The 20,195-nt window shown below is 34.2% G+C and carries 19 protein-coding genes; 13 read left to right on the top strand and 6 right to left on the bottom strand.

What is annotated here, in order from left to right; genetic code table 11:
* Window positions 1-90 precede the first annotated feature (90 nt).
* The 9 genes from recR to BMX53_RS11585 all read left to right on the top strand — a co-directional run bounded on the left by recR (window position 91) and on the right by BMX53_RS11585 (window position 9,253).
* Complete coding sequence (gene recR / locus BMX53_RS11625; RefSeq protein ID WP_038985784.1) at window positions 91-711, top strand: recombination mediator RecR; 621 nt, start codon at window positions 91-93, stop codon at window positions 709-711.
* A 552-nt stretch (window positions 712-1,263) separates the two neighbouring features.
* Entirely contained in the window at window positions 1,264-1,497 is a 234-nt protein-coding gene (locus BMX53_RS11620; protein WP_038985786.1) for a FeoA family protein, read from the top strand.
* A gap of 23 nt (window positions 1,498-1,520) precedes the next feature.
* Entirely contained in the window at window positions 1,521-3,698 is a 2,178-nt protein-coding gene (feoB, locus tag BMX53_RS11615; RefSeq protein WP_038985788.1) for a ferrous iron transport protein B, read from the top strand.
* A 261-nt stretch (window positions 3,699-3,959) separates the two neighbouring features.
* Window positions 3,960-4,496 carry a hypothetical protein gene (locus BMX53_RS11610; protein WP_074746474.1) on the top strand — a complete coding sequence of 179 codons (537 nt, stop codon included), beginning with the start codon at window positions 3,960-3,962 and terminating at the stop codon, window positions 4,494-4,496.
* 443 nt (window positions 4,497-4,939) lie between these two features.
* Window positions 4,940-5,440: a hypothetical protein gene (locus tag BMX53_RS11605; protein ID WP_074746472.1), complete on the top strand. Its 501-nt coding sequence runs from the start codon at window positions 4,940-4,942 to the stop codon at window positions 5,438-5,440.
* Between the two features lie 41 nt (window positions 5,441-5,481).
* A complete protein-coding gene (locus BMX53_RS11600; protein WP_244154503.1) occupies window positions 5,482-5,985 on the top strand; it encodes a hypothetical protein in 504 nt (167 codons plus the stop codon).
* Window positions 5,975-6,922, top strand: coding sequence for a DUF6175 family protein (locus BMX53_RS11595; RefSeq protein ID WP_063176581.1), 948 nt, complete (start codon window positions 5,975-5,977; stop codon window positions 6,920-6,922). The genes BMX53_RS11600 and BMX53_RS11595 overlap by 11 nt, the downstream gene beginning before the upstream one ends.
* Window positions 6,923-6,938: 16 nt before the next feature.
* Complete coding sequence (locus BMX53_RS11590; RefSeq protein WP_074746470.1) at window positions 6,939-7,874, top strand: hypothetical protein; 936 nt, start codon at window positions 6,939-6,941, stop codon at window positions 7,872-7,874.
* A gap of 32 nt (window positions 7,875-7,906) precedes the next feature.
* The gene (locus BMX53_RS11585; RefSeq protein WP_074746468.1) at window positions 7,907-9,253 is read left to right on the top strand and encodes a hypothetical protein; all 1,347 of its coding nucleotides are present in this window, start codon (window positions 7,907-7,909) and stop codon (window positions 9,251-9,253) included.
* 92 nt (window positions 9,254-9,345) lie between these two features.
* Here the strand turns inward: BMX53_RS11585 and BMX53_RS11580 are convergent, their stop codons facing one another.
* Together BMX53_RS11580 and BMX53_RS11575 are read right to left on the bottom strand one after the other, a co-directional pair.
* The gene (locus tag BMX53_RS11580) at window positions 9,346-10,011 is read right to left on the bottom strand and encodes a SanA/YdcF family protein (RefSeq protein ID WP_038985797.1); all 666 of its coding nucleotides are present in this window, start codon (window positions 10,009-10,011) and stop codon (window positions 9,346-9,348) included.
* Between the two features lie 52 nt (window positions 10,012-10,063).
* Window positions 10,064-11,311: a DEAD/DEAH box helicase gene (locus BMX53_RS11575; RefSeq protein ID WP_038985798.1), complete on the bottom strand. Its 1,248-nt coding sequence runs from the start codon at window positions 11,309-11,311 to the stop codon at window positions 10,064-10,066.
* Window positions 11,312-11,499: 188 nt separating this feature from the next.
* On the opposite strand from BMX53_RS11575, the gene BMX53_RS11570 reads away from it, so the two are divergent.
* A complete protein-coding gene (locus tag BMX53_RS11570; RefSeq protein WP_074746466.1) occupies window positions 11,500-12,102 on the top strand; it encodes a hypothetical protein in 603 nt (200 codons plus the stop codon).
* Between the two features lie 135 nt (window positions 12,103-12,237).
* Here BMX53_RS11570 and scpA read toward each other — a convergent pair whose 3' ends face one another.
* From scpA to udk, 4 genes are read right to left on the bottom strand one after another with little or no spacing between them, the layout of a single operon-like run.
* Entirely contained in the window at window positions 12,238-14,367 is a 2,130-nt protein-coding gene (gene scpA, locus BMX53_RS11565; protein ID WP_074746464.1) for a methylmalonyl-CoA mutase, read from the bottom strand.
* 3 nt (window positions 14,368-14,370) lie between these two features.
* A complete protein-coding gene (locus tag BMX53_RS11560) occupies window positions 14,371-15,741 on the bottom strand; it encodes a methylmalonyl-CoA mutase subunit beta (RefSeq protein ID WP_074746462.1) in 1,371 nt (456 codons plus the stop codon).
* A 22-nt stretch (window positions 15,742-15,763) separates the two neighbouring features.
* Entirely contained in the window at window positions 15,764-16,087 is a 324-nt protein-coding gene (locus BMX53_RS11555; RefSeq protein WP_038985803.1) for an FtsB family cell division protein, read from the bottom strand.
* 17 nt (window positions 16,088-16,104) lie between these two features.
* A complete protein-coding gene (gene udk, locus BMX53_RS11550; protein ID WP_038985804.1) occupies window positions 16,105-16,713 on the bottom strand; it encodes a uridine kinase in 609 nt (202 codons plus the stop codon).
* 677 nt (window positions 16,714-17,390) lie between these two features.
* Between udk and BMX53_RS11545 the strand changes: the two genes are divergently transcribed.
* The 3 genes from BMX53_RS11545 to BMX53_RS11535 all read left to right on the top strand — a co-directional run bounded on the left by BMX53_RS11545 (window position 17,391) and on the right by BMX53_RS11535 (window position 20,133).
* Window positions 17,391-18,218 carry a siderophore-interacting protein gene (locus BMX53_RS11545; RefSeq protein WP_063176590.1) on the top strand — a complete coding sequence of 276 codons (828 nt, stop codon included), beginning with the start codon at window positions 17,391-17,393 and terminating at the stop codon, window positions 18,216-18,218.
* 574 nt (window positions 18,219-18,792) lie between these two features.
* Entirely contained in the window at window positions 18,793-19,254 is a 462-nt protein-coding gene (locus tag BMX53_RS11540; RefSeq protein WP_074746460.1) for a hypothetical protein, read from the top strand.
* Window positions 19,255-19,470: 216 nt separating this feature from the next.
* Window positions 19,471-20,133, top strand: a complete 663-nt coding sequence (locus tag BMX53_RS11535; RefSeq protein WP_074746458.1) for a hypothetical protein — start codon at window positions 19,471-19,473, stop codon at window positions 20,131-20,133.
* Window positions 20,134-20,195: the final 62 nt, after the last annotated feature.

The raw sequence follows: 20,195 nt of genomic DNA, 5'->3' as shown, positions 1-20,195 counted from the left end.
TATTTGAAGCATTAGATTAACAGATAAATAACTAATAGTACGAGATTAGAAAACAGTTGTTTGAATTGTTTATTTTTTATCTTTGCAGCTATGGAATTTCCTTCAAAATTATTAGAAAAAGCAGTAGAAGAGGTGTCTCAGTTACCAGGTATTGGTAAGCGTACAGCGTTGCGTTTGATGTTACACATTCTAAAACAACCAGAAGAGCAAACTCTTCATCTAGCAGAAGCATTACTTAAACTTAGAAAAGATATTATCTTTTGTAAGAGTTGTCATAATATATCAGACTTAGAGATATGTGATATCTGTGCTAATGATTCACGTGATCATCAGACTATTTGTGTAGTAGAGGATGTGAGAGATGTAATGGCATTAGAGAACACTCAGATCTTTAAAGGAATATATCACGTACTAGGAGGAAAAATATCTCCTATAGATGGTGTAGGCCCTAGCCAATTAAATATTCAGACATTAGTAGAAAAAGTAAAAGCTGGTGAGGTAAAAGAAATAATCTTTGCACTAAGTTCTACAATGGAGGGAGATACTACTAACTTCTACATTTATAAGCAAGTTAAGGATTATGGAGTTGTAACATCTACAATTGCTAGAGGTATAGCAGTAGGAGATGAATTAGAGTATGCAGACGAGGTAACACTGGGGCGTAGTTTAGTACATCGAGTACCTTTCGAAAATGCGTTTAAGGCTGTATAGAGCAGACAGTATTATGAGAAGATATATTAAGAGAGCAATTAGTACTACTTACTAGTTGCTCTTTTCTTTTGTGATGGGAAGAATATTGTTTTAAAATCCTCAGTATATACTGTTATTTGTAATTTGGATAACCCCGTTGTATCTCCGTTATGAGCCCGTAGTGAGTCCGTTAATTGTAATGTTTTGACGGAGTCATACCAGATTCATTGCTGAGTTATTGGTGATATAGCTCAAGTAACTTTAGGATATATGTGAACTCTGAGTCCTATAAATACTAGTATGACAATAACTCAAGGTGTAGTTATAACTAAGATAGTGAGATGCTGCTATACAGAATGTAATATTATAAACTATTAAGTAATTAAACTGAATTATTGTTTTTTTATTAACTAGGGTTCTCTTTTGTTATTAAGCTTGTACTAAAAGAGTGGTTTAACATAATTACTAAAGTCAAAAGGTTAATTTAGAATATGTTTATATAAATGTTTTAACACTAAATTAATTGTTAGACTTGTCTAATTTTGTAATTTTACACATCTAAAGAACTAGTAGATGAAATTATCAAATTTAGCAATAGGAGAGAAGGCTATCATACAAGGAATAGAGCGTGGATGTCCAGCAGAGGTACATCAGCGTTTTCTTGATCTTGGTTTTGTACATGGAGCAGAGATCCATATACACAATATTAGCCCATTAAAAGATCCTGTGGCTTACTCTATTTATAATACAATCATTTCGCTTAGGAGAGAAGATGCAGAAAGAGTATTAGTGACTTTAGCTAATTAAATAAAGAGAAGGAGAAAAGAGTTATGGCAAAATCAGCCTGTGAAATATGTGATCTTAATGCTTCTGCTGAACTTAAGAAACTTGGAGATATATCTGGTAAGTTTGACTATACAATAGCATTAGCAGGAAACCCAAATACAGGAAAAAGCACAATATTTAATGCGTTAACTGGGTTAAAACAGCATACTGGAAACTGGCCAGGTAAAACAGTTACTAGAGCAGAAGGAAGTTTTCAATTTAAAGATAGTAAGTATAAGATTATTGACTTACCAGGAACATATTCTCTAATGTCAACTTCAGAAGATGAAGAAGTAGCTAGGGATTTTATTCTTTTTGGGCGTCCAGATGTGACAGTAGTAGTAGTGGATTCAGGAAGATTAGAGCGTCACTTAAGCCTTGTAGTACAGATACAAGAAATTACAAATAAGGTAGTAGTGTGTCTTAACCTGATGGACGAAGCTAAAAGACATGGTGTAGAGATAGATGTGCGTGGACTGTCTAGAGATTTAGGTGTACCTGTGATACCTACTTCTGCTAGAAATAAAGAGGGAATTAGTGATTTGCTAGTAGCTATAGATCAAGTAGCTACAGGTAAGTATATACCTGAACACAAGACAATATCTGGAATATCTGGAGAGTCTCGTGAGGCTGTACAGATGGTAGCGGATAAGTTACTTAGTATTGATGCTGACTTACCTAGCCCATCTTGGCTAGCGATGCGTTTGATACAGCAGGACTCTAATATACAGACTGCATTAGTTAATCAAACGCTGTCTGCTAAAGTGGATAGTGAAAATATAAAAGAGACAATAGACTTAGCAAATCACTATCATGAGAAGTTAGGTTTTGATTATTCTGATAATGTAGCAGGAGCTATCTTTGCTCAAGTGTCTAAAACTGTAAAGAGTACTGTAAAGACAGATACTAATCAACGTGCGTTTAGAGTTGATCGTATGATTGACAATGTGGTGACGAGTAAGCGCTTTGGTTTTCCTATTATGTTATTAATGTTAGGGGGAATACTATGGTTGACTATTATTGGTTCTAACTATCCTTCTAGTGCACTTTCTTATTTATTATTAGAAGAGTTATATCCACTTTTAAAAGGAGGAGCAGATAGTCTTAACTTTCCTTGGTGGTTATCAGGGTTTTTGATAGATGGAGTATATTTAGCTACTGCATGGGTTATAGCAGTAATGTTGCCACCTATGGCTATATTTTTTCCTCTGTTTACACTACTAGAAGACTTTGGTTATCTACCCCGAGTAGCTTTTAATTTAGACAGGCTGTTTAAAGGAGCTGGTGCACATGGTAAGCAGGCATTGACTATGAGTATGGGGTTTGGGTGTAATGCAGCAGGAGTAGTAGCTACACGTATTATCAATAGTCCAAGAGAAAAACTGATAGCTATAATCACAAATAATTTTTCTTTGTGTAATGGGCGTTGGCCTACTCAGATATTAATGGCAAGTATATTCATAGGAGCATTAGTACCTTCGTATTTATCACATACTGTGTCTACATTGGCTGTAGTGGGAATTGTGGTGTTAGGTATAGGGTTTACATTCTTTACTTCGTGGATGCTGTCAAAGACAATGCTTAAAGGGCAAGCATCTTTCTTTACACTTGAGTTGCCACCTTATAGACCACCTAGAATACTACAGACTATTTATACATCTTTGATTGATAGAACGCTAATTGTACTATGGAGAGCTATAGTATTCGCTGCACCTGCAGGAGCTATTATTTGGTTAATCTGTAATATCTCTATTGGTGATAAGAGTATTGCTTTATGGACTATACATGGTTTAGATCCTATTGGTCTTTTCTTGGGGTTAAATGGAGTTATTTTATTGGCTTATATAGTAGCAATACCAGCTAATGAAATCGTTATTCCTACGGTACTTATGCTTACTGCTATGGTATTAGGAGACGCATCTATAGGTGAAGGAGCAGGAGTAATGTTTGAAGTATCAGATGGAGAGATAGCTAATATATTACATATGGCTGGTTGGACGACATTAACAGGAATAAACTTAATGTTATTTAGCTTATTACATAATCCTTGTAGTACAACGATTTATACAATTTATAAGGAAACTAATAGCGCTAAGTGGACAGCAGTAGCTTCATTATTACCTATTTTATTTGGTGTAATAGTATGTTTTGTTGTAGCACAAATATGGTATTTATTGACTTAAAATTGTTTTTATTATATAAAAGAGCCTCTTAAAGTTTATTTTAAGAGGCTTTTTTAAAGGTTTTACGGATGGATTTGGGAGTAAACATTGACAAATTGATGTGTTATTGGCTTAGTTTTACTGTAATGTTAAACAAAGTGAGTGTTTAATTGTCAAATTATGTGAATTAACTATTTATAGTTGTCTAATTCTGTGCAAGTTGTTTTATTTGAGTAATCTTTATAAGGATAAAGATTGTTTTTAATTTTAAAACATTTAGCTATGAAAAGAGTTTTATTATTGGGGACATTGTTATTTACAATGCATAATATTTATGCACAGTCTCCAAAGAAGAATGTAGAATCTAATTATGAAAAAAGTTCTTCTGAATTATTAAATAGAAGTGAGTATTATGAGCTTACAGCAGATCAGCGTAATAGAATTATAGAACGTAAACGTTCCATTGGTCGTGAGTTTGCTGCTATTGGAAGAGATCATTCTCTGACAGGAAGAGAAAAAGGCCAAAAGAAACGTCAGTTATCTATGAGCTTTCGAAATGATATTTATGCCATTTTAAATGAATCTCAAAAGGTCAAGTGGGATAAAGAATCTTATAATAAATACCAAGTTAGTACTGCAAAAGCTGAGATAGAGTACAAATTAGAATTATTAGAAATAGAGTATGAGAAAGATATTAAGAATATTGAAACAAAGTACAGAAATAATGATTCTAAAAGAAAGTTAGAGAAGAATAATAGAAAAGCGGAATATAAACTTCAAAAATCTGAATTAAAAAGACTGAAAGATAACTTGTCGTAGATTTTAATAATTGAAGTTATTCGTTTAAAAATGAATTAAATAACAGTATGTTATATACTAAAGCTGTCTCATTAGTGAGGCAGCTTTTTTTGTATGTAGTAATTTTTGGTGTTTTTTTAAGAGTGCAAAACGTGATTATTTTTTCACTGTAAAGGACATTTTAAGAAGAATGTTGTTTTATGAATGAATAAAATCAAATAATTAAAAAAGTAACAAAGAATAAATAGTAACACAGCAAAGTTGAATAATCCCAAAAGAAGGTGTTTTTTTAGTGTGCTTTACTCAAAAAAAACACAGTTTCACATTTTTTTTTACGGTTTTATTGAGATTACAGAGACATGTTTGTTTTGTATATCTTATTTTTTTAAATGTCATGTTGAATTGATATAAATTTGTGTTAAAAGATATTGTAAAAATATTTGTATAACATAATTTATTGAAAAATGAATAAATATTCACTTGTTTTGTTATGTGCGATATTCTCGATTTCAGCACATATTACTTTCGCTAGTAATCCTAAAAAAGAAGCTGCTCAATGGAAATATGACATTGAATGTGCTGGTACCGGAAGTGAAGGAACCTTCTTAGTTAAAATATGGACTTATAGTAATAAAGGTACTATACCTAATGAAGAGGCTAAGAAGAATGCGGTACATGGAGTCTTATTCCGTGGTTTTGCTGCAAATGGAGTTGGTTGTGTTTCTCAACGTCCATTAATCAAGGATGCTTCAATTCAACATGAAAAAGCAGATTATTTCAATTCTTTCTTTGGTAAAGAAAGCCCTTATTTAAAATATGCAACTATTTCATCTTCTGTTCCAGAGGTAGTGAAAGTTAGTAAAAAAGAGTACAAAGTAGGATACGTAGTATCTGTATCTAAAGATTTACTTCGTAAAGATTTAGAAGTAGCTGGTATTGTTAAGAGTTTATCAGCTGGGTTCTAATATATTTTCTATCACCTTACTTAATTTAAAACTTTAGAATGATGAATAGAATACTAAGAATATCTTTTATCCTTTTGGTCTTTGTACTGACTTCTTGCAAAAGTAAACCTACTAATACAATGGCTAGTTTTTATACAGGCAATAATGTTGAATGCATTAGTGCAGATATGTATGGGAATGAGATTGTACAAGTCTTTGCTCAGGGAAGAAATAGAAGTGCAGCTATAGCAGAAGCAAAAGAAGAAGCTATTAAGACTGTTATGTTTAGAGGTATTGTTACTGATAAAAAACAGTGTTCTGTAAAACCTATAGTAAAAGAAACTAATGCAGAGGAAAGATATAAGAAGTACTTCGATAAGTTCTTTAAAAAGGGAGGAAAGAATAGAAAGTATACTTCAGTAAGACGAATAGCCTTTCAGAGTAATGTAATTAAGAATGGGATTACTTATGAGTCTTACAGTGTAGAAGTAACAGTTAATCGTAAAGAAATAGAAAAGCGTCTTGTTAAGGACGAAATAATAAAAATAAATAGCTATGAAAAATAAAATTATGACTATCTGCTTGTGTTTATTTAGTGCAGCACTATTTGCTCAAGCGAAGAAACCTTCATTAATGGTAGTACCATCAGATTCTTGGTGTACAACTAACCGTGTGATGGAAGTATATTATAATCAAGGTGTAGAAGAGTATATTCCAGATTATAAATTAGCATTATTACATGCAGATTTGATGAATGTAATTTCTAAGATAAATATCTTAATGGCTGACAGAGGATTCCCTCTTAAAGATTTATCTGCTACGATGAAGTCAATTAATAAGGTGAATGCAGAGAATAGTCAATTGACAAGTAAAACTTCGGGAGCAGCATTAGCTGAGAGCCCATTGGATCGTATTAGACGTGCTGCTAAATCAGATATTATATTAGAAGTTGACTGGCAAGTAAAATCAACAGGACCTAAAAAATCAATTACTTATAACTTAAGAGCATTAGATGCATATACAAGTAAACAAGTTGCAGGTGCTCAAGGTACAGGTGCCCCTTCATTTTCAGCAGAAGTAGCTGTATTATTAGAAGAAGCAGTATTGGTAAACATGGACAGTTTTGTTAACCAACTTCAAGCGCACTTTGATGATTTATTGACTAATGGTAGAGAGGTAACTTTAGATTTATTAGTATTTGATAATGGTTCAGGAGTTGATTTAGAAAGTGAATTTGGAGGAAGTGAGTTAATCGAATCTATTGATAATTGGATGGCTCAGAATACAGTAAATCATCGTTTTAATAAATCGGATGCTACTGAGACTATGGCATTATATGAGGGTGTTCGTATCCCATTATACAAAGCTAATGGTATGGCTCAAGATACAGATGGTTTTGCTCGTGAATTAAGAAGCTTCTTAAAAAAAGCACCTTATAACTTAGATGTTAAGATTGTAAATAGAGGGCTTGGGAGAGCTGCTTTAGTTATTGGAGAAAAATAACAGTTAAATAACAACTATGAAAAAATTAATAGGAAAGGTATCAACTGTAATAATGTTCTTGGCAGGAGTGGTTAGTTATGGTCAAACAGAGAAATGTGAATTATCTCTTATGGCTTATATACCAGAACAAACTGATGGACTTTATTCAGGAGCTTCTGGTCAGTTAATGACTAAGTTAAAGAGTTTTATTACGGCTAGTGGGCTTGGTTCATCAGATGACTATGCTCAGTTTGCTATTACTCCAGAGTTCAATGTAGTAGAAAAGAATATACTACCTGGCCCACCACGGTCATTTGTATTAGACTTAGAGATGACTCTTTTTGTTGGCGATGCTTTTGGACAAAAGGTTTTTGCATCAACTACAGTACCTTTAAAAGGAGTGGGAGAGAGTGAGACTAAAGCTTATATCAATGCATTTAAAAAGTTAAATCCAAAAAACAAGGAGGTAGCAGCTTTTATTGATGAAGCAAAGAAAAAGATAATAGCATACTATGACAATAATTATACAACTATAATTAAGAAAGCTGAAACTCAGGCTAATCAAAAGAATTTTGAAGAAGCAATGTTTTTATTAATGGCTATTCCTGATTGTAGTAAAGGTTATGATGCAGGTATGAAGTCTGCAGAGAAAGTATATCAGTTATATGTAGATCATACATGTATGGAGAACTTCAATAAAGCTAAAGCAGCGTGGAATTCACAACAGGATGCATATGGAGCACATGAAGCAGGACAATATTTAATAGATATTTTCCCTGAGTCTAAATGTTATTCTGCAGCTATAGCTCTTCAAAGAGAAATGAAAGCTAAAGTAAAAGAAGATCTTGATTTTGAGATTAAGGTATATAATGATGCAGTTAGTTTAGAACAGCAAAGAATAGAAGCGTGGAAAGCTGTAGGTACTGCATTCGCAAAGAGAAAAGGAGACACTTATGTAATCCTTAGAAGATAGTCTTTCACAAAACAATATAAAAAAAATTAGATATGAATAAATTAACATTAATGTTAGCAGCATCATTGATCACTACATCAATAGCTGCGATAGCACAAGATAAAAAACAAGTTACCGAAGATTATATGCGTAGCTCATTGTATACTATTATCGTAGATGATCATGGTATTAATGGTAATGGTAACGCTAAAGGAGCAATTATAAAAGAAACTTTTTATAAGACTCCACTACCTGAGAAGTTTAATGATCACAACTTAGATAAGACATTGCGTTCTTTTAAACCTAGTCAATATCAAGTAACAGATGCTGAGATAGCTGCTGTAGGTGGTAAAGAAGACGGAGGAAAGAAAAAAGGTGGTTTTGGTAAAGCTATGGGTAAGATTGGTAAAAGTGTAGCTAGTGATGTAACAGTAGGCGTTGTAGATACAACAAATACTGATAAAGTGACTGCTCAGTTTATCAAGTTTATGGATCAGAACAATATTGCTGATAGATTAATTGCTAAATGGTTTAACGCTGGTAAATACAATGCTGCTACTCAATCTCCATATAATATGGAATTGATTAAAGAGCGTGGATTGTATAATGCATCTACTTTTGATAAAGATATCGCTGACAAATCAACGAGAGGTCGTGCTATGTTAGAAGATGCAGGTGAGAACTTAATTGGTAATACATTCGTAGTAGGTCTTCGTTTTAACTATGTGAATAAAGAAGAAATGGCTAAAGCATTAGGTGCTGGGTCTAATAGTTTGTTAGGTCAAGCTGCTTCTGTTGCAGGTAGAGGGTATGTAATCAAAACTACTGCTTTCTTGTTTAAATTAGAGTGGAACGAAGAAGCTGCAGCTAATTTCTATACTAAATACTATAATGCTAAAGACGCTAATGCATTCTTAAAATCAGGATTGTTTAAAGTGAAATTAGTAGGTACAGAAACTTCTTGGGCAGATGTACAATCTACTACATTCTCTAAAGTATCTGAAAAAGAGTTAGTAGAGCGTGCTACAGTTCGTGCTATAGATAACGTAATTGCTAAGTTACAACGTAAGTTTGAACCTTTCCGTACTAAAACCCCTCTTGCTACTACTGAACCAGAAATTACTGCATTCATCGGTATGAAAGAAGACGTAGAGTCTGGTGATAAATTTGAAGTTTTAGAGAAAACAGAAGATCCAGAAACTAAAATTGTTAAGTACAAAAGAGTTGCTACAATCAAAGCTGAGAAAAACAAGATTTGGGATAACCGATTTGAAGCTGATATTGAGCAAGCAGAGAATGCTGCTAATAAATCAGGTGAAGTACAAAAAATTAAAGCTACTTCATTCTCAGGTAATGCTAAGAACATTTATCCTGGTATGTTAATTAGACAAATTGACTAATCAGATATTTTTATTAATATTTTTTTGCACACACAGCCTCTAAGTTTACCTTAGGGGCTTTGTTTTTTTAGGTATAAGAAAAGAGCTCAAGATTATTTGTCTTGAGCTCTTTCTTGTATTACTCCTTCACCTATGATAACAGGATCTCCCAGATATTTAGGCTTCTTATTGATTAGATTATCTAGAAGTACTTTTACCCTAGCGAACTTTTCTCTTAGCATCGTTTTAAATCCGTAGTTACGAGAAACATCTTTAGCGTTATAGGCTACTGTTTTTAAGTCTAAGTGATTAGCGATATAAACAGCCCTTTCGTTGTGAAAAGGTTGAGAGATAATCGTAAAACTATCTTGCCCAAATATGGCTTTCATACGATATACAGAATCTAGTGTACGAAGACCAGCATAGTCTAAATATATCTTCTCTTTAGGAATACCATGTTCTATCAGAGCCTGCTCCATATCCTTAGGTTCGTTATAATCATTTCTGCTGTGATCACCACTGACTACGATATAGTCAATTTTACCAGCTTTATATAGTGCAACGGTGGCATCTATACGATAAGTAAAGTAGTAATTCACAAAACCGCCAGCCAATAGTTTAGTAGTACCTAAGACTACACCTACCTTGTTATGTGGTATCTCTGAGACAGAGTTATATAACTGTTCTTTTGTTGTTTTGGTAACTCTGTAATTAGCAAACCAAGTCGTCAGTATTAGAATACACACTAGGTATAATCCGTACTTAATTATCTTTTTCATAGAATAGGAAACTAGCAATTTAGAATCAAATATAAAGTAAAAAACGTTAGTACTAATACCAACGTTTTTTATTCTTTTTAGAGTTCTCTGATTTACGTGAGTTACTTTGACCAGGTTTTTTGCGATAATCCTTTTTAGGAGCTTGTCCATCCTTAGTTGTAACTTCTTTCCATGGGAAAGGATGGTCTGTAATTATCTTTGGTTGTAACCTACCGAACTTGCAGATAGCCTCCCAATATGTCTTTTCTGATTTATCACAGAACGAAAGAGCTAAACCATCGTTACCCGCTCTACCTGTACGACCTATACGGTGTACGAAGGTTTCAGGAATATTAGGTAAGTCATAGTTAATTACTACAGGAAGATTATCTATATCTATACCTCGCGCAGCAATATCAGTAGCTACTAATACCTTTGTTTCCTTGTTTTTAAAACTATCTAGAGCAGCTTGTCTAGCAGTCTGAGACATATCACCGTGAAATGCTTCTGCATTTACATTATTCTTTTTTAATGACTCTACCACATTGTCTGCCCCAGCTTTAGTACGAGTAAAGACTAGTACATCAGATAGTTTCTCGTTGCGTATGATGTGATATAATAATTTTTTCTTATCTCCTTTTTCGACAAAGAATACTTTATGCTTAACAGATTGCGCAGTAGACGAAATAGGATCAACAGTTACATATTCAGGCTTTTGTAGAAACTCATGCGCCAATTCTCTAATCGGCAATGGCATTGTCGCAGAGAATAATAATGTCTGTCTGTTAGAAGGAGTAAGCTGTATAAGTTTTTTAACATCATCTATGAATCCCATATCTAACATTAAGTCAGCTTCATCTAGCACTAAGAAATGCAAGTGATCTAAGTCAAGATGTTTCTGTTTATATAAGTCTAATAGACGACCAGGAGTACCGATGATTACATCAGCCCCTTTGTTTAATTGTTCTATTTGTGGTTTGATAGACATTCCACCGTATAGGGTGATATAAGTAACATTTGTGTACTTAGCATATTTCTCGAAGTTATCACCTATCTGTACAGCTAGTTCACGAGTAGGAGTTACAATCAATACTTTCGCTTTCTTTGCTTTCTTCGTATTTCCTAATTTGTGTAAATAGTGAATAATAGGCATCGCAAAGGCAGCTGTTTTTCCTGTACCAGTCTGCGCACACCCTATCAAATCTTTTTCAGCTAAGATAAACGGGATTGCTTTTTGTTGAATTGGAGTAGGTTCTTTATACCCTAATTCATCTATGGCACGTAAAATGTTTTTGTTTAATTGTAAGTCTTCGAATGTCATATACTTCATCTATTAATTGATACAAAGGTAATTTTTTTATTTTTAATCCTACTGCTAAGAGCTAAACACATCTGTTCAATTTAAGAGTAAGTTAATGGATATAAAATGGCATTAATAGTAAAATAATGCTTACGCTACTTCTTTATTTGAAGAAATGTGTTTAAATTGGAATATTAATTCTCCTTATTATGGTTAAACAACTAGAAAAAATGTTTTATCCTTTGACTGTGTTTATGGTCTTTATAGTACTAATTGGTGTGATGAATAACATGATGTTTCTCTTGTTATTTATACCTGTGTTCTTACTTTTAGGATTTATAAAGAAGTATACGATCAGTTACCGTCTGACGTATAAAGGTGTAACTACTAAGGCTAAGATAATTAAATATGAATCGTATCTAAACTTTGATGAAGATTTAGCTACTAGTAGAAGAGGTGATGTGAAGAAGGAAGTACTTATTATGGAGTTCACCACTAAAAATAATAAAGTAATCAAAGGACAACCGCTTAAATATGATATCAATGTTCCAGAATTAGAAGATAAAGATTTTGAGTATCCTTATAACGAAAAGTTTATTGCATTTAGAGACTTTAATCCAGTAGGACAAGAGTATGAGATTATATATGATAAGAAAAGGCCGACAGTATTTACATTCAAAGAGTTTTTAGGAAAACACCTAAACGTATATCTCAATCTGATCTTTATACTGAGTGCTATTATTATTGCCGCATTTATCTATATCATTATAGAGTATAGTATTGTAGGTACTATAGCTAGCTTATTTAATTAAATCAAGAAGAATATTACTCTAATGCTATAGAACAATAATAAGTTCAGAAAAGCATAGTAGTGTATTAATATATTAGAATTATAGTAAATGAAAAGGGCTGTCTCAGAAGAGGCAGCCCTTTTAGTTTATCATTTATTAAGCATCTTCGCCTAATAGAATTTCTAACATTGTTATAGCAGCATCGCTAATCTTAGTACCAGGACCAAAGACAGCTACTGCACCAGCATCGAATAAGAATTGGTAATCTTGAGCAGGAATAACCCCACCTACGATAACCATAATATCATCTCTACCGTATTTCTTTAACTCCTCGATAACTTGAGGAACTAACGTTTTATGCCCTGCAGCTAGAGACGACACACCTAATGCATGTACATCATTTTCTACTGCTTGTTTAGCAGCTTCTGCAGGAGTTTGGAACAACGGACCTATATCCACATCAAAACCTACGTCAGCATAACCCGTAGCTACTACCTTAGCCCCACGGTCATGACCATCTTGTCCCATCTTCGCGATCATAATACGAGGACGACGCCCTTCTACTTCAGCGAATTTATCAGCTAGATCTCTTGCTTTTTTAAAGCTTTTATCATCTTTTATCTCTTTGCTATACACACCACTTACAGATTGGATTTGTGCTTTAAATCTTCCGAATACGCTTTCTAATGCGTCACTAATCTCTCCTAAAGTAGCTCTATGCGTAGCAGCTTCTACTGCTAGAGCTAATAGGTTACCATCACCAGTCTTAGCACATTCTGTCAATGCAGCTAGAGCCTCAGCTACCTTAGTATTATCACGAGTAGCCTTGATATGGTTTAGTCTATCTATCTGAGCTTTACGCACAGTCTGATTATCTACCTCTAAGATATGTAATGGATCTTCTTTCTCTAATCGATATTTATTAACACCTACGATTACATCTTGTCCACTATCTATACGAGCCTGCTTACGAGCAGCCGCCTCTTCTATACGAAGTTTAGGAATACCAGCTTCGATAGCTTTAGTCATACCACCTAACTCTTCTACTTCTTCTATAAGCGCCCAAGCTTTCTCAGCGATTTCTTGAGTTAAACTCTCTACATAATAGCTACCAGCCCAAGGATCCACTGTTTTACAAATCTTAGTTTCCTCTTGTAAGAATATTTGAGTATTACGCGCTATACGTGCAGAGAAGTCAGTAGGTAAGGCAATAGCCTCATCTAATGCATTCGTGTGTAATGACTGTGTTCCACCAAAAGCAGCAGCAGCAGCCTCGATAGCCGTACGAGCCACATTGTTAAACGGGTCTTGCTCTGTAAGGCTCCATCCAGAAGTCTGACAGTGTGTACGCAGTGCTAACGACTTGTCAGATTTAGGTTCAAACTGTTTTAACAGCTTCGCCCATAACATACGTCCAGCACGCATCTTAGCGATCTCCGTAAAGTGGTTCATCCCTATTGCCCAGAAGAACGATAAGCGAGGAGCGAAGTCATCGATCTTCATTCCAGCATTAAGCCCAGTGCGGATATATTCTAATCCATCAGCTAAAGTATAAGCTAACTCAATATCTGCTGTAGCTCCAGCCTCTTGCATGTGATAACCAGAGATAGAGATAGAGTTAAACTTCGGCATGTGGTTACTAGTATAATCAAATATGTCTGCGATAATCTTCATAGACGGAGTAGGTGGGTAGATATACGTATTACGCACCATAAACTCTTTCAGGATATCGTTTTGTATCGTACCAGATAAGAGTTTTTTGTCTACTCCCTGTTCCATAGCAGCTACGATGTAGAATGCTAAGACAGGTAATACAGCTCCGTTCATCGTCATCGATACAGACATCTCACCTAAAGGAATTTGATCAAATAAGATCTTCATATCCTCTACGCTATCTATAGCCACACCAGCCTTACCTACGTCACCTACTACGCGCTCGTGATCTGAATCATAACCGCGGTGAGTAGCAAGGTCAAAGGCTACAGATAACCCTTTTTGTCCAGCAGCTAAGTTACGTCTGTAGAAAGCATTACTCTCTTCAGCAGTAGAGAACCCTGCATACTGACGTATCGTCCACGGACGGCGTACATACATCGTAGCATAAGGGCCACGTAAGTTAGGCGCAAAACCTGCTCCAAAACCAATGTGTTCTACCTTGTCTAAATCAGCTTCACTGTAAACTTTATTTATATCTATCCCTTCAGCAGTAGTGAAGTCAGAAGCTTCTGACTCTGTTCTCACGGCTGAGGTATTTATAGTCAAGTGTTGTAAGTCCTTTCTTTTCATACCTTATTGTTTAGTAGTTTTTTCTTCCTCTAAGCGTTTTTGCTCATAGCCTTCAGCTAATCTTTTCTCTATAATCGGAGTGATTAACGTCTTGCGAGGGTTCTGTTTAACAAAAGGGAATAGCTCAAGCTCGTGATTCATTACATCTTGAGGATTAGGATACTTATTAGTACCTAGTAAGACTTCTTTACCATTGTTGAAAAGCTCTTGTTCTTTTTGAGCACTTTCATTTATTTTTCTTTGGATAGTTCCTTCGATTAACGAAGTAATTAATCCATCTGCTTTTTCTATTGTTTTAAATAACTCTAGCGCTTTCTCTGCTAGTTGAGCAGTTAAGGTCTCGATATAGTATGCACCCTCAGCAGGATTGTCTACAGTATCGAAGTAACTCTCTTGTTTTAAAATCAACAATTGGTTACGTGATATACGGTCTCCGAACTCGTTTTCTTTGTGATAGATTACATCGTATGCTAAGTTACTCACATAATCAGCCCCCCCTAGTACAGCACTCATACATTCCGTAGTAGTACGCAGCATATTCACATTATAGTCATATAATGTTTTATTGCGTTTAGTAGGTATAGCGATGATTTGTATTTTTTGAGTAATGTTATATTCCTTGCTAACTAAGTCAGCTAGTAGGCGAAGTGCACGTAGCTTAGCTATCTCGAAGAAATAGTTCGTTCCCACTGCAGTCTCTATAAATATAGGAGTATCCTTAAGCTCTACGCGATTTAGGTATTCATTTAGATGAGCTAATGCGTACGCTAGTTGTTGTATCATATTAGCCCCTGCATTTTGATACACAGTAGCATCTATATGTACAGCTACGTTATTAGCTATATTCACACACTCAGTCAGACTACTCATATCACTGTTCAGGTTAGTGTACCAGTTACCATCAGTAGTTAATTGGTGTATAGGGTCTAGTAATATAGATACTTGATATTCATTACTAGTAGCATAAGTAGATAACTTTCTAGTATAAGCAGTATCTAGGAAGTTAAATATGAAGAAATATTGTTGCGTTTTTGGTAGTGCAGTTAATAATTCTGTAGCATCTATAGAAGGATTGTCTATTGTAAAATAGATTACTTCAGCTCCTCTATTCAGCGTATCTAGTGTTTTAGCAATTGATTTCTCAATGTCAAAAACGTAGATGCGTTGTACAATGTTGAAGTTGCTAGTATGAGTCTGTACAGGTATAGGTTTATTATCCGCATCACTGTGATAGAACGGTTTTACCTTAATACCCTCTAGACTTTCCCAAACAAGTGTCTCATTGTAATCAGCGCCTTTTAACTCAAATTGGATTTGGTTCTTCCACGCTTTAGAAGAAACTTTTTCAAATTCTTCAAATAATTGGTTAGTCATAATTTTTGGTTGGTAGTGAAACTTATTTTGCAGGCAACGAATCAAACTCTATGATGAAGACATCCTCATTCTCGCGTTTCATATAGTAATTCTCACGAGCATACTTTTCGGTAGCGTCTCCACTTTTTAATCCTTTGATTGCTTTTTTATCTTTTTCTATTTCTTTTTCAAAATACCTTTTGTTGTCTTCAATCTTTTCGATTTCGGCATTTATTGTCCGCTGTTCTAACAAAGAAGAGCTGTCAAAAAATATTATCCAAATTACAAATAAAAGACCTACTAAAAAAAAAGGATTTTTTAGTAGGCTTACATATTTATAACTTTTAAGGGTATCAACTATTTTCATAGTCTAAAGATAGTAAATTAACCGATTTTTTCATTAATAACTGTACGAACTATATCGATCGCTACAGTATTATATGTATCATTAGGGATGATGATGTCCGCAAATGCTTTAGAAGGCTCGATAAACTGGTCGTGCATCGGCTTTAAAGTAGTCTGATATCTGTTTACCACTTCCATCATATCTCTACCGCGCTCAGCGATATCTCTCTTTAATCTACGAATAAGACGTTCGTCAGAATCAGCGTGAACGAAGATCTTGATGTCACACATATCGCGTAACTCAGGATGACATAGAATAAGAATTCCCTCTACGATCATTACCTTACGAGGATGAGTTAATACATAATCATCAGTACGATTGTGTTTTACGAAAGAATAAACAGGTTGATTGATACTGTTACCTTCTTTTAGTTCTTTAAGATGCTGAACTAATAGTTCAAAGTCAATTGAACGTGGGTGGTCAAAATTGATTAATAATCTCTCTTCTAATGATAGATTATCAGTGGCCTTGTAGTATGAGTCTTGTGATATAACACCAACTTCAGTTTCTGGAAGTTCATTCATAATCTGGTGAACTACTGTAGTTTTACCACTTCCAGTACCTCCTGCAATTCCTATAATAAGCATGTTGTAATATATTTTTAGCAAAAGTATAAATTAATACTCTTGCGTAGAAACATTTTTTATTGATTGACTGTTTTTTAGCTTTTATTATTAAAAGTTTAACCGCCTTGTTTTTCTACTTCTCGACATTGTTCTTTTTTTAAAGTTTAAAAAAGAGGGATGCTTTTTTGTTTTTACTAACCATAATGTTCATTTTTCAGAATGCTTTATAGTAGAAATAACCTATTTTTTTAAAGATAAGCTCTTTTTGAGGGGTATAAAGGACTCTTTTTTAAAAAAAGTACTTCACTTTTTTTTGAGTAAAATTTAGTTAATTGATTGATATGTAATATGTTAATTGTTTTTTGAGTAGAGTAAACAAATGCCTTAATCCCAGTAAAATAGGGTTCTGCGAGGAGATTGTTCTAGAGTTCTCCTAGGATTCTCCGTATTTGCTCTATGTAGAAGGCATTTTGTAAAAGAAGTTTAGAGGAAGCGTAGAAGAATCTTAGGAGGAAGTGAGTGCTGTACTTCCCTAGGAGAGTTGCTCAGAGCATCTAGGGATATATCTTAAAGAGATTGGACAAAGAGGGGTAGATATTGGATAATTATGTGATTTGTGTAGTAGTTTATATTGAATCTAAATAAATAAAGTATATTTGTCTACTTCAAACCAATTAGAATAAAGAATAAACAACAATATGGCAAAGAAAGGTAATATACAACGCAAGGTGTTTACGTTAAAAGATAGAGAGTATATCACACCTCATTATATCCGTATCACATTAAGTGGTAACGATGTATCTGACTTTAAAGAGACAACTATAGGGGTGAATAATAAAATATTTATTGCACCTGAGGGAGTGGCAGAGGTACACTTACCTGAGTTTGATTATGATAAAGGAGCGTGGAAACCTATGGATGAGGCTATCAAACCATATGTTAGAACATATACGCATAGAGGTATCGATCTAGAGAAAAATGAATTATATATAGACTTTGTAGCTCATGGAGACGAAGGACCAGCTTCTAACTGGGCTATTAATGCTGAGATAGGTGCTCCTCTAGGAGTAGCTATGGGATGTGATCCGAGTGAGCTATATCCTGAGGCTGCTTGGTATATCTTAGTAGGTGATGGTACAGCTATCCCTGTGCTAGGGGCTATACTAGAGACATTACCTGCAGAAGCTAAAGTTAATGCGGTGATAGAGGTAGAGAGTGCAGAAGATATTCAAGAATTATCTACTCAAGCACAATCGAAGATAGAGTGGATTATCAATCCTACTTCTGGACAGAATTCTGAATTAGCAAAGAGAGCTAAGGAGATCATAGCTGAGCATGCTGATGAGGTATCTAAGTTCGGATATGTAGCGGCTGAATTTGATACTGTGAAGGAGTTGAGAAATCATTTGCGCAAAGATTTAAACTGGACTAAGGATGAGTTATACGCATATTCATACTGGAAATTCGGTAAAGCTGAGTCTGCATCAGAGGCTGATCGTAGAGCAGAGAAAGCAAGTATGGAGTAATTTTCTCAAGATTGTGTCTTATTCTAAACAACATTACTTTAACCTTGTATGTTGTAAAATAAGTCTTCTTTTATCTTTTACTTTTTTTCTTGATAAAAAAAGTAAAGCAAAAAAATCAAGGCTGTAATTCCTAAATGGTCAATTACGACACAAATTCTTAGAACTAAACAAACTCGCTACGCTCAAACACTGTTTAGTTCTTTAGAATTTGCATCTATTGACACTCATTTATCCATTAAGGCCATTTTTATCGCTTCGCAAGGTTAATATGACTAAATAGTTTATTTATAAAGCGCTTCGCAATCTCAATTCGTTTTATAAGGTTATTCTTATATGACTAAGCAAAAGTATCTTTTACCAAATTTTTACTTTAATGAGATCTTCGGTTAATAGAACTTTTTGTTTTTTTAAAATAACAAAAGGTGCTAGTATAAAGGGTTTATCATAGTATTAATTATATATACGTTATTTTTATAAGTCTTAAGTGAGAGGGGAAAATAGAGTAAATTAGCTGATATAGGGGAGGGAAAGTTCATAGAATTATCTGACTTTTGTACCCGTAAATAAATATAGGATGAAACAAAATGTTGTAATTATAGCTATTGCTCTATTGAGTATTTTTCTAGTACAATGTAAGGAGGGAAAAACGACAGAAGAGACACCCATAACTGTAGAAGAAACTACTCCTGTGTCTACTGAATCAGTGGTAGAACCTGATACTACTAAATCTCTATTAGGAACTTATGAGGGAGTATTCCCATGGGAAGAAGAAGGTGGAGAAGAGATAGAGTCTCTTAAGGTGACTGCTGTGATTAAAGATGGCAATAAATATGTATATAAAGTGGTTAGCTCTACAGGCACGCATACAGAAGAGGGAGAATGGGAATTAGATAAGGATAGACTGTATTTAAGAGAGGATGAGTATAGTGCTGCTCATGCTTTTTTAGTAAAGGAGGGTAAGTTATACTTCTTAGACAGTGAAGGTGAGGTAGTGAATGAGACAGAGAGTGGGGATTATACATTAGTGAAGAAATAATAAGTTTTCTATAAGAGCTTGTTTATGTTTATCAGTTAGACGTAAATAGGCTCGCAATATTATCTATAAATATGACTAGGAGAGGCAAAGCGATATTTCGTTTTGTCTCTTTTTTTTGGAGATATGTGAAGTTGTGTGTTTATAGATAGTATAATAAATTGGGGTAGTACTCGTTATTTAAAATAAAATATTGAAAAAGAGACAAATAGAACTATTATGAAAAAAATATTAAGTGCATTACTTCTTCTGTGTACACTTAGCATCTCAGCGCAGGATACGGTAGATAAATATTTTAAGAAGTATGTGCCTAAAGGTTATGTATTACAGGAGACAATAAGAGGGGATTTGAACAAAGATGGGGTAGATGACTGTGTATTGATTATTAAGGGAACAGATAAGCATATGTTCTTACCTAATCAATGGGAAACTGAGATAGTGGATAAGAATAGAAGAGGTATTATAGTGCTGTTTAAGAAAGGAAATGAATATGAAGTAGCTTCTAAGAACTATTCTTGCTTATCGTCAGAAAATGAAGATGGAGGGGTGTATTATGCTCCAGAGTTAGATTTATTTGTCAAGGATAATAAGCTATATATAAGTTATACTCATGGTCGTTATGGGACATGGGGATATACTTTTAGATATCAACGTGGTGATTTGGAGTTGATTGGGTATGATAGTTATAGTAGTAGAGGGCCAATAAGTTTGTCTATAACAAGTATTAATTTTTCAACACAAAAGAGATTAGATAGAGTAAATGTTAATGCTGAGTTAGGAGATGAGGTAGAAGAAAAGTTTGTAGATACATGGTCAAATATAAATATGCCTAAGCTAATTCGATTATCAGAAATTAAAGATTTTGATGGTTTATATTTTTAATGATTAGGTATAGTATTTGCTATTTAAAAGATGACGGCTAAGTAAAGAGAAGGTTAAGCTTT

Origin of the sequence: Myroides marinus (assembly GCF_900109075.1) — a bacterium.
In the GTDB taxonomy this organism is placed as follows: Bacteria; Bacteroidota; Bacteroidia; order Flavobacteriales; family Flavobacteriaceae; genus Flavobacterium; species Flavobacterium marinum_A.
Note: the sequence above shows the minus strand (reverse complement) of the source record. Positions and strands in the feature narration are given on the sequence as shown.

Bases quoted from the DNA above. Each gene is read 5' to 3' on its own strand.
- BMX53_RS11555 (WP_038985803.1), bottom strand. From the start codon at position 16,087: ATGAAAATAGTTGATACCCTTAAAAGTTATAAATATGTAAGCCTACTA.
- udk (WP_038985804.1), bottom strand. From the start codon at position 16,713: ATGCTTATTATAGGAATTGCAGGAGGTACTGGAAGTGGTAAAACTACA.
- BMX53_RS11595 (WP_063176581.1), top strand. From the start codon at position 5,975: ATGAAAAATAAAATTATGACTATCTGCTTGTGTTTATTTAGTGCAGCA.
- recR (WP_038985784.1), top strand. From the start codon at position 91: ATGGAATTTCCTTCAAAATTATTAGAAAAAGCAGTAGAAGAGGTGTCT.
- BMX53_RS11540 (WP_074746460.1), top strand. From the start codon at position 18,793: ATGAAACAAAATGTTGTAATTATAGCTATTGCTCTATTGAGTATTTTT.
- BMX53_RS11575 (WP_038985798.1), bottom strand. From the start codon at position 11,311: ATGACATTCGAAGACTTACAATTAAACAAAAACATTTTACGTGCCATA.
- BMX53_RS11535 (WP_074746458.1), top strand. From the start codon at position 19,471: ATGAAAAAAATATTAAGTGCATTACTTCTTCTGTGTACACTTAGCATC.
- BMX53_RS11590 (WP_074746470.1), top strand. From the start codon at position 6,939: ATGAAAAAATTAATAGGAAAGGTATCAACTGTAATAATGTTCTTGGCA.
- feoB (WP_038985788.1), top strand. From the start codon at position 1,521: ATGGCAAAATCAGCCTGTGAAATATGTGATCTTAATGCTTCTGCTGAA.
- BMX53_RS11620 (WP_038985786.1), top strand. From the start codon at position 1,264: ATGAAATTATCAAATTTAGCAATAGGAGAGAAGGCTATCATACAAGGA.
- BMX53_RS11585 (WP_074746468.1), top strand. From the start codon at position 7,907: ATGAATAAATTAACATTAATGTTAGCAGCATCATTGATCACTACATCA.
- BMX53_RS11580 (WP_038985797.1), bottom strand. From the start codon at position 10,011: ATGAAAAAGATAATTAAGTACGGATTATACCTAGTGTGTATTCTAATA.
- BMX53_RS11600 (WP_244154503.1), top strand. From the start codon at position 5,482: ATGAATAGAATACTAAGAATATCTTTTATCCTTTTGGTCTTTGTACTG.
- BMX53_RS11545 (WP_063176590.1), top strand. From the start codon at position 17,391: ATGGCAAAGAAAGGTAATATACAACGCAAGGTGTTTACGTTAAAAGAT.
- BMX53_RS11610 (WP_074746474.1), top strand. From the start codon at position 3,960: ATGAAAAGAGTTTTATTATTGGGGACATTGTTATTTACAATGCATAAT.
- BMX53_RS11560 (WP_074746462.1), bottom strand. From the start codon at position 15,741: ATGACTAACCAATTATTTGAAGAATTTGAAAAAGTTTCTTCTAAAGCG.
- scpA (WP_074746464.1), bottom strand. From the start codon at position 14,367: ATGAAAAGAAAGGACTTACAACACTTGACTATAAATACCTCAGCCGTG.
- BMX53_RS11605 (WP_074746472.1), top strand. From the start codon at position 4,940: ATGAATAAATATTCACTTGTTTTGTTATGTGCGATATTCTCGATTTCA.
- BMX53_RS11570 (WP_074746466.1), top strand. From the start codon at position 11,500: ATGGTTAAACAACTAGAAAAAATGTTTTATCCTTTGACTGTGTTTATG.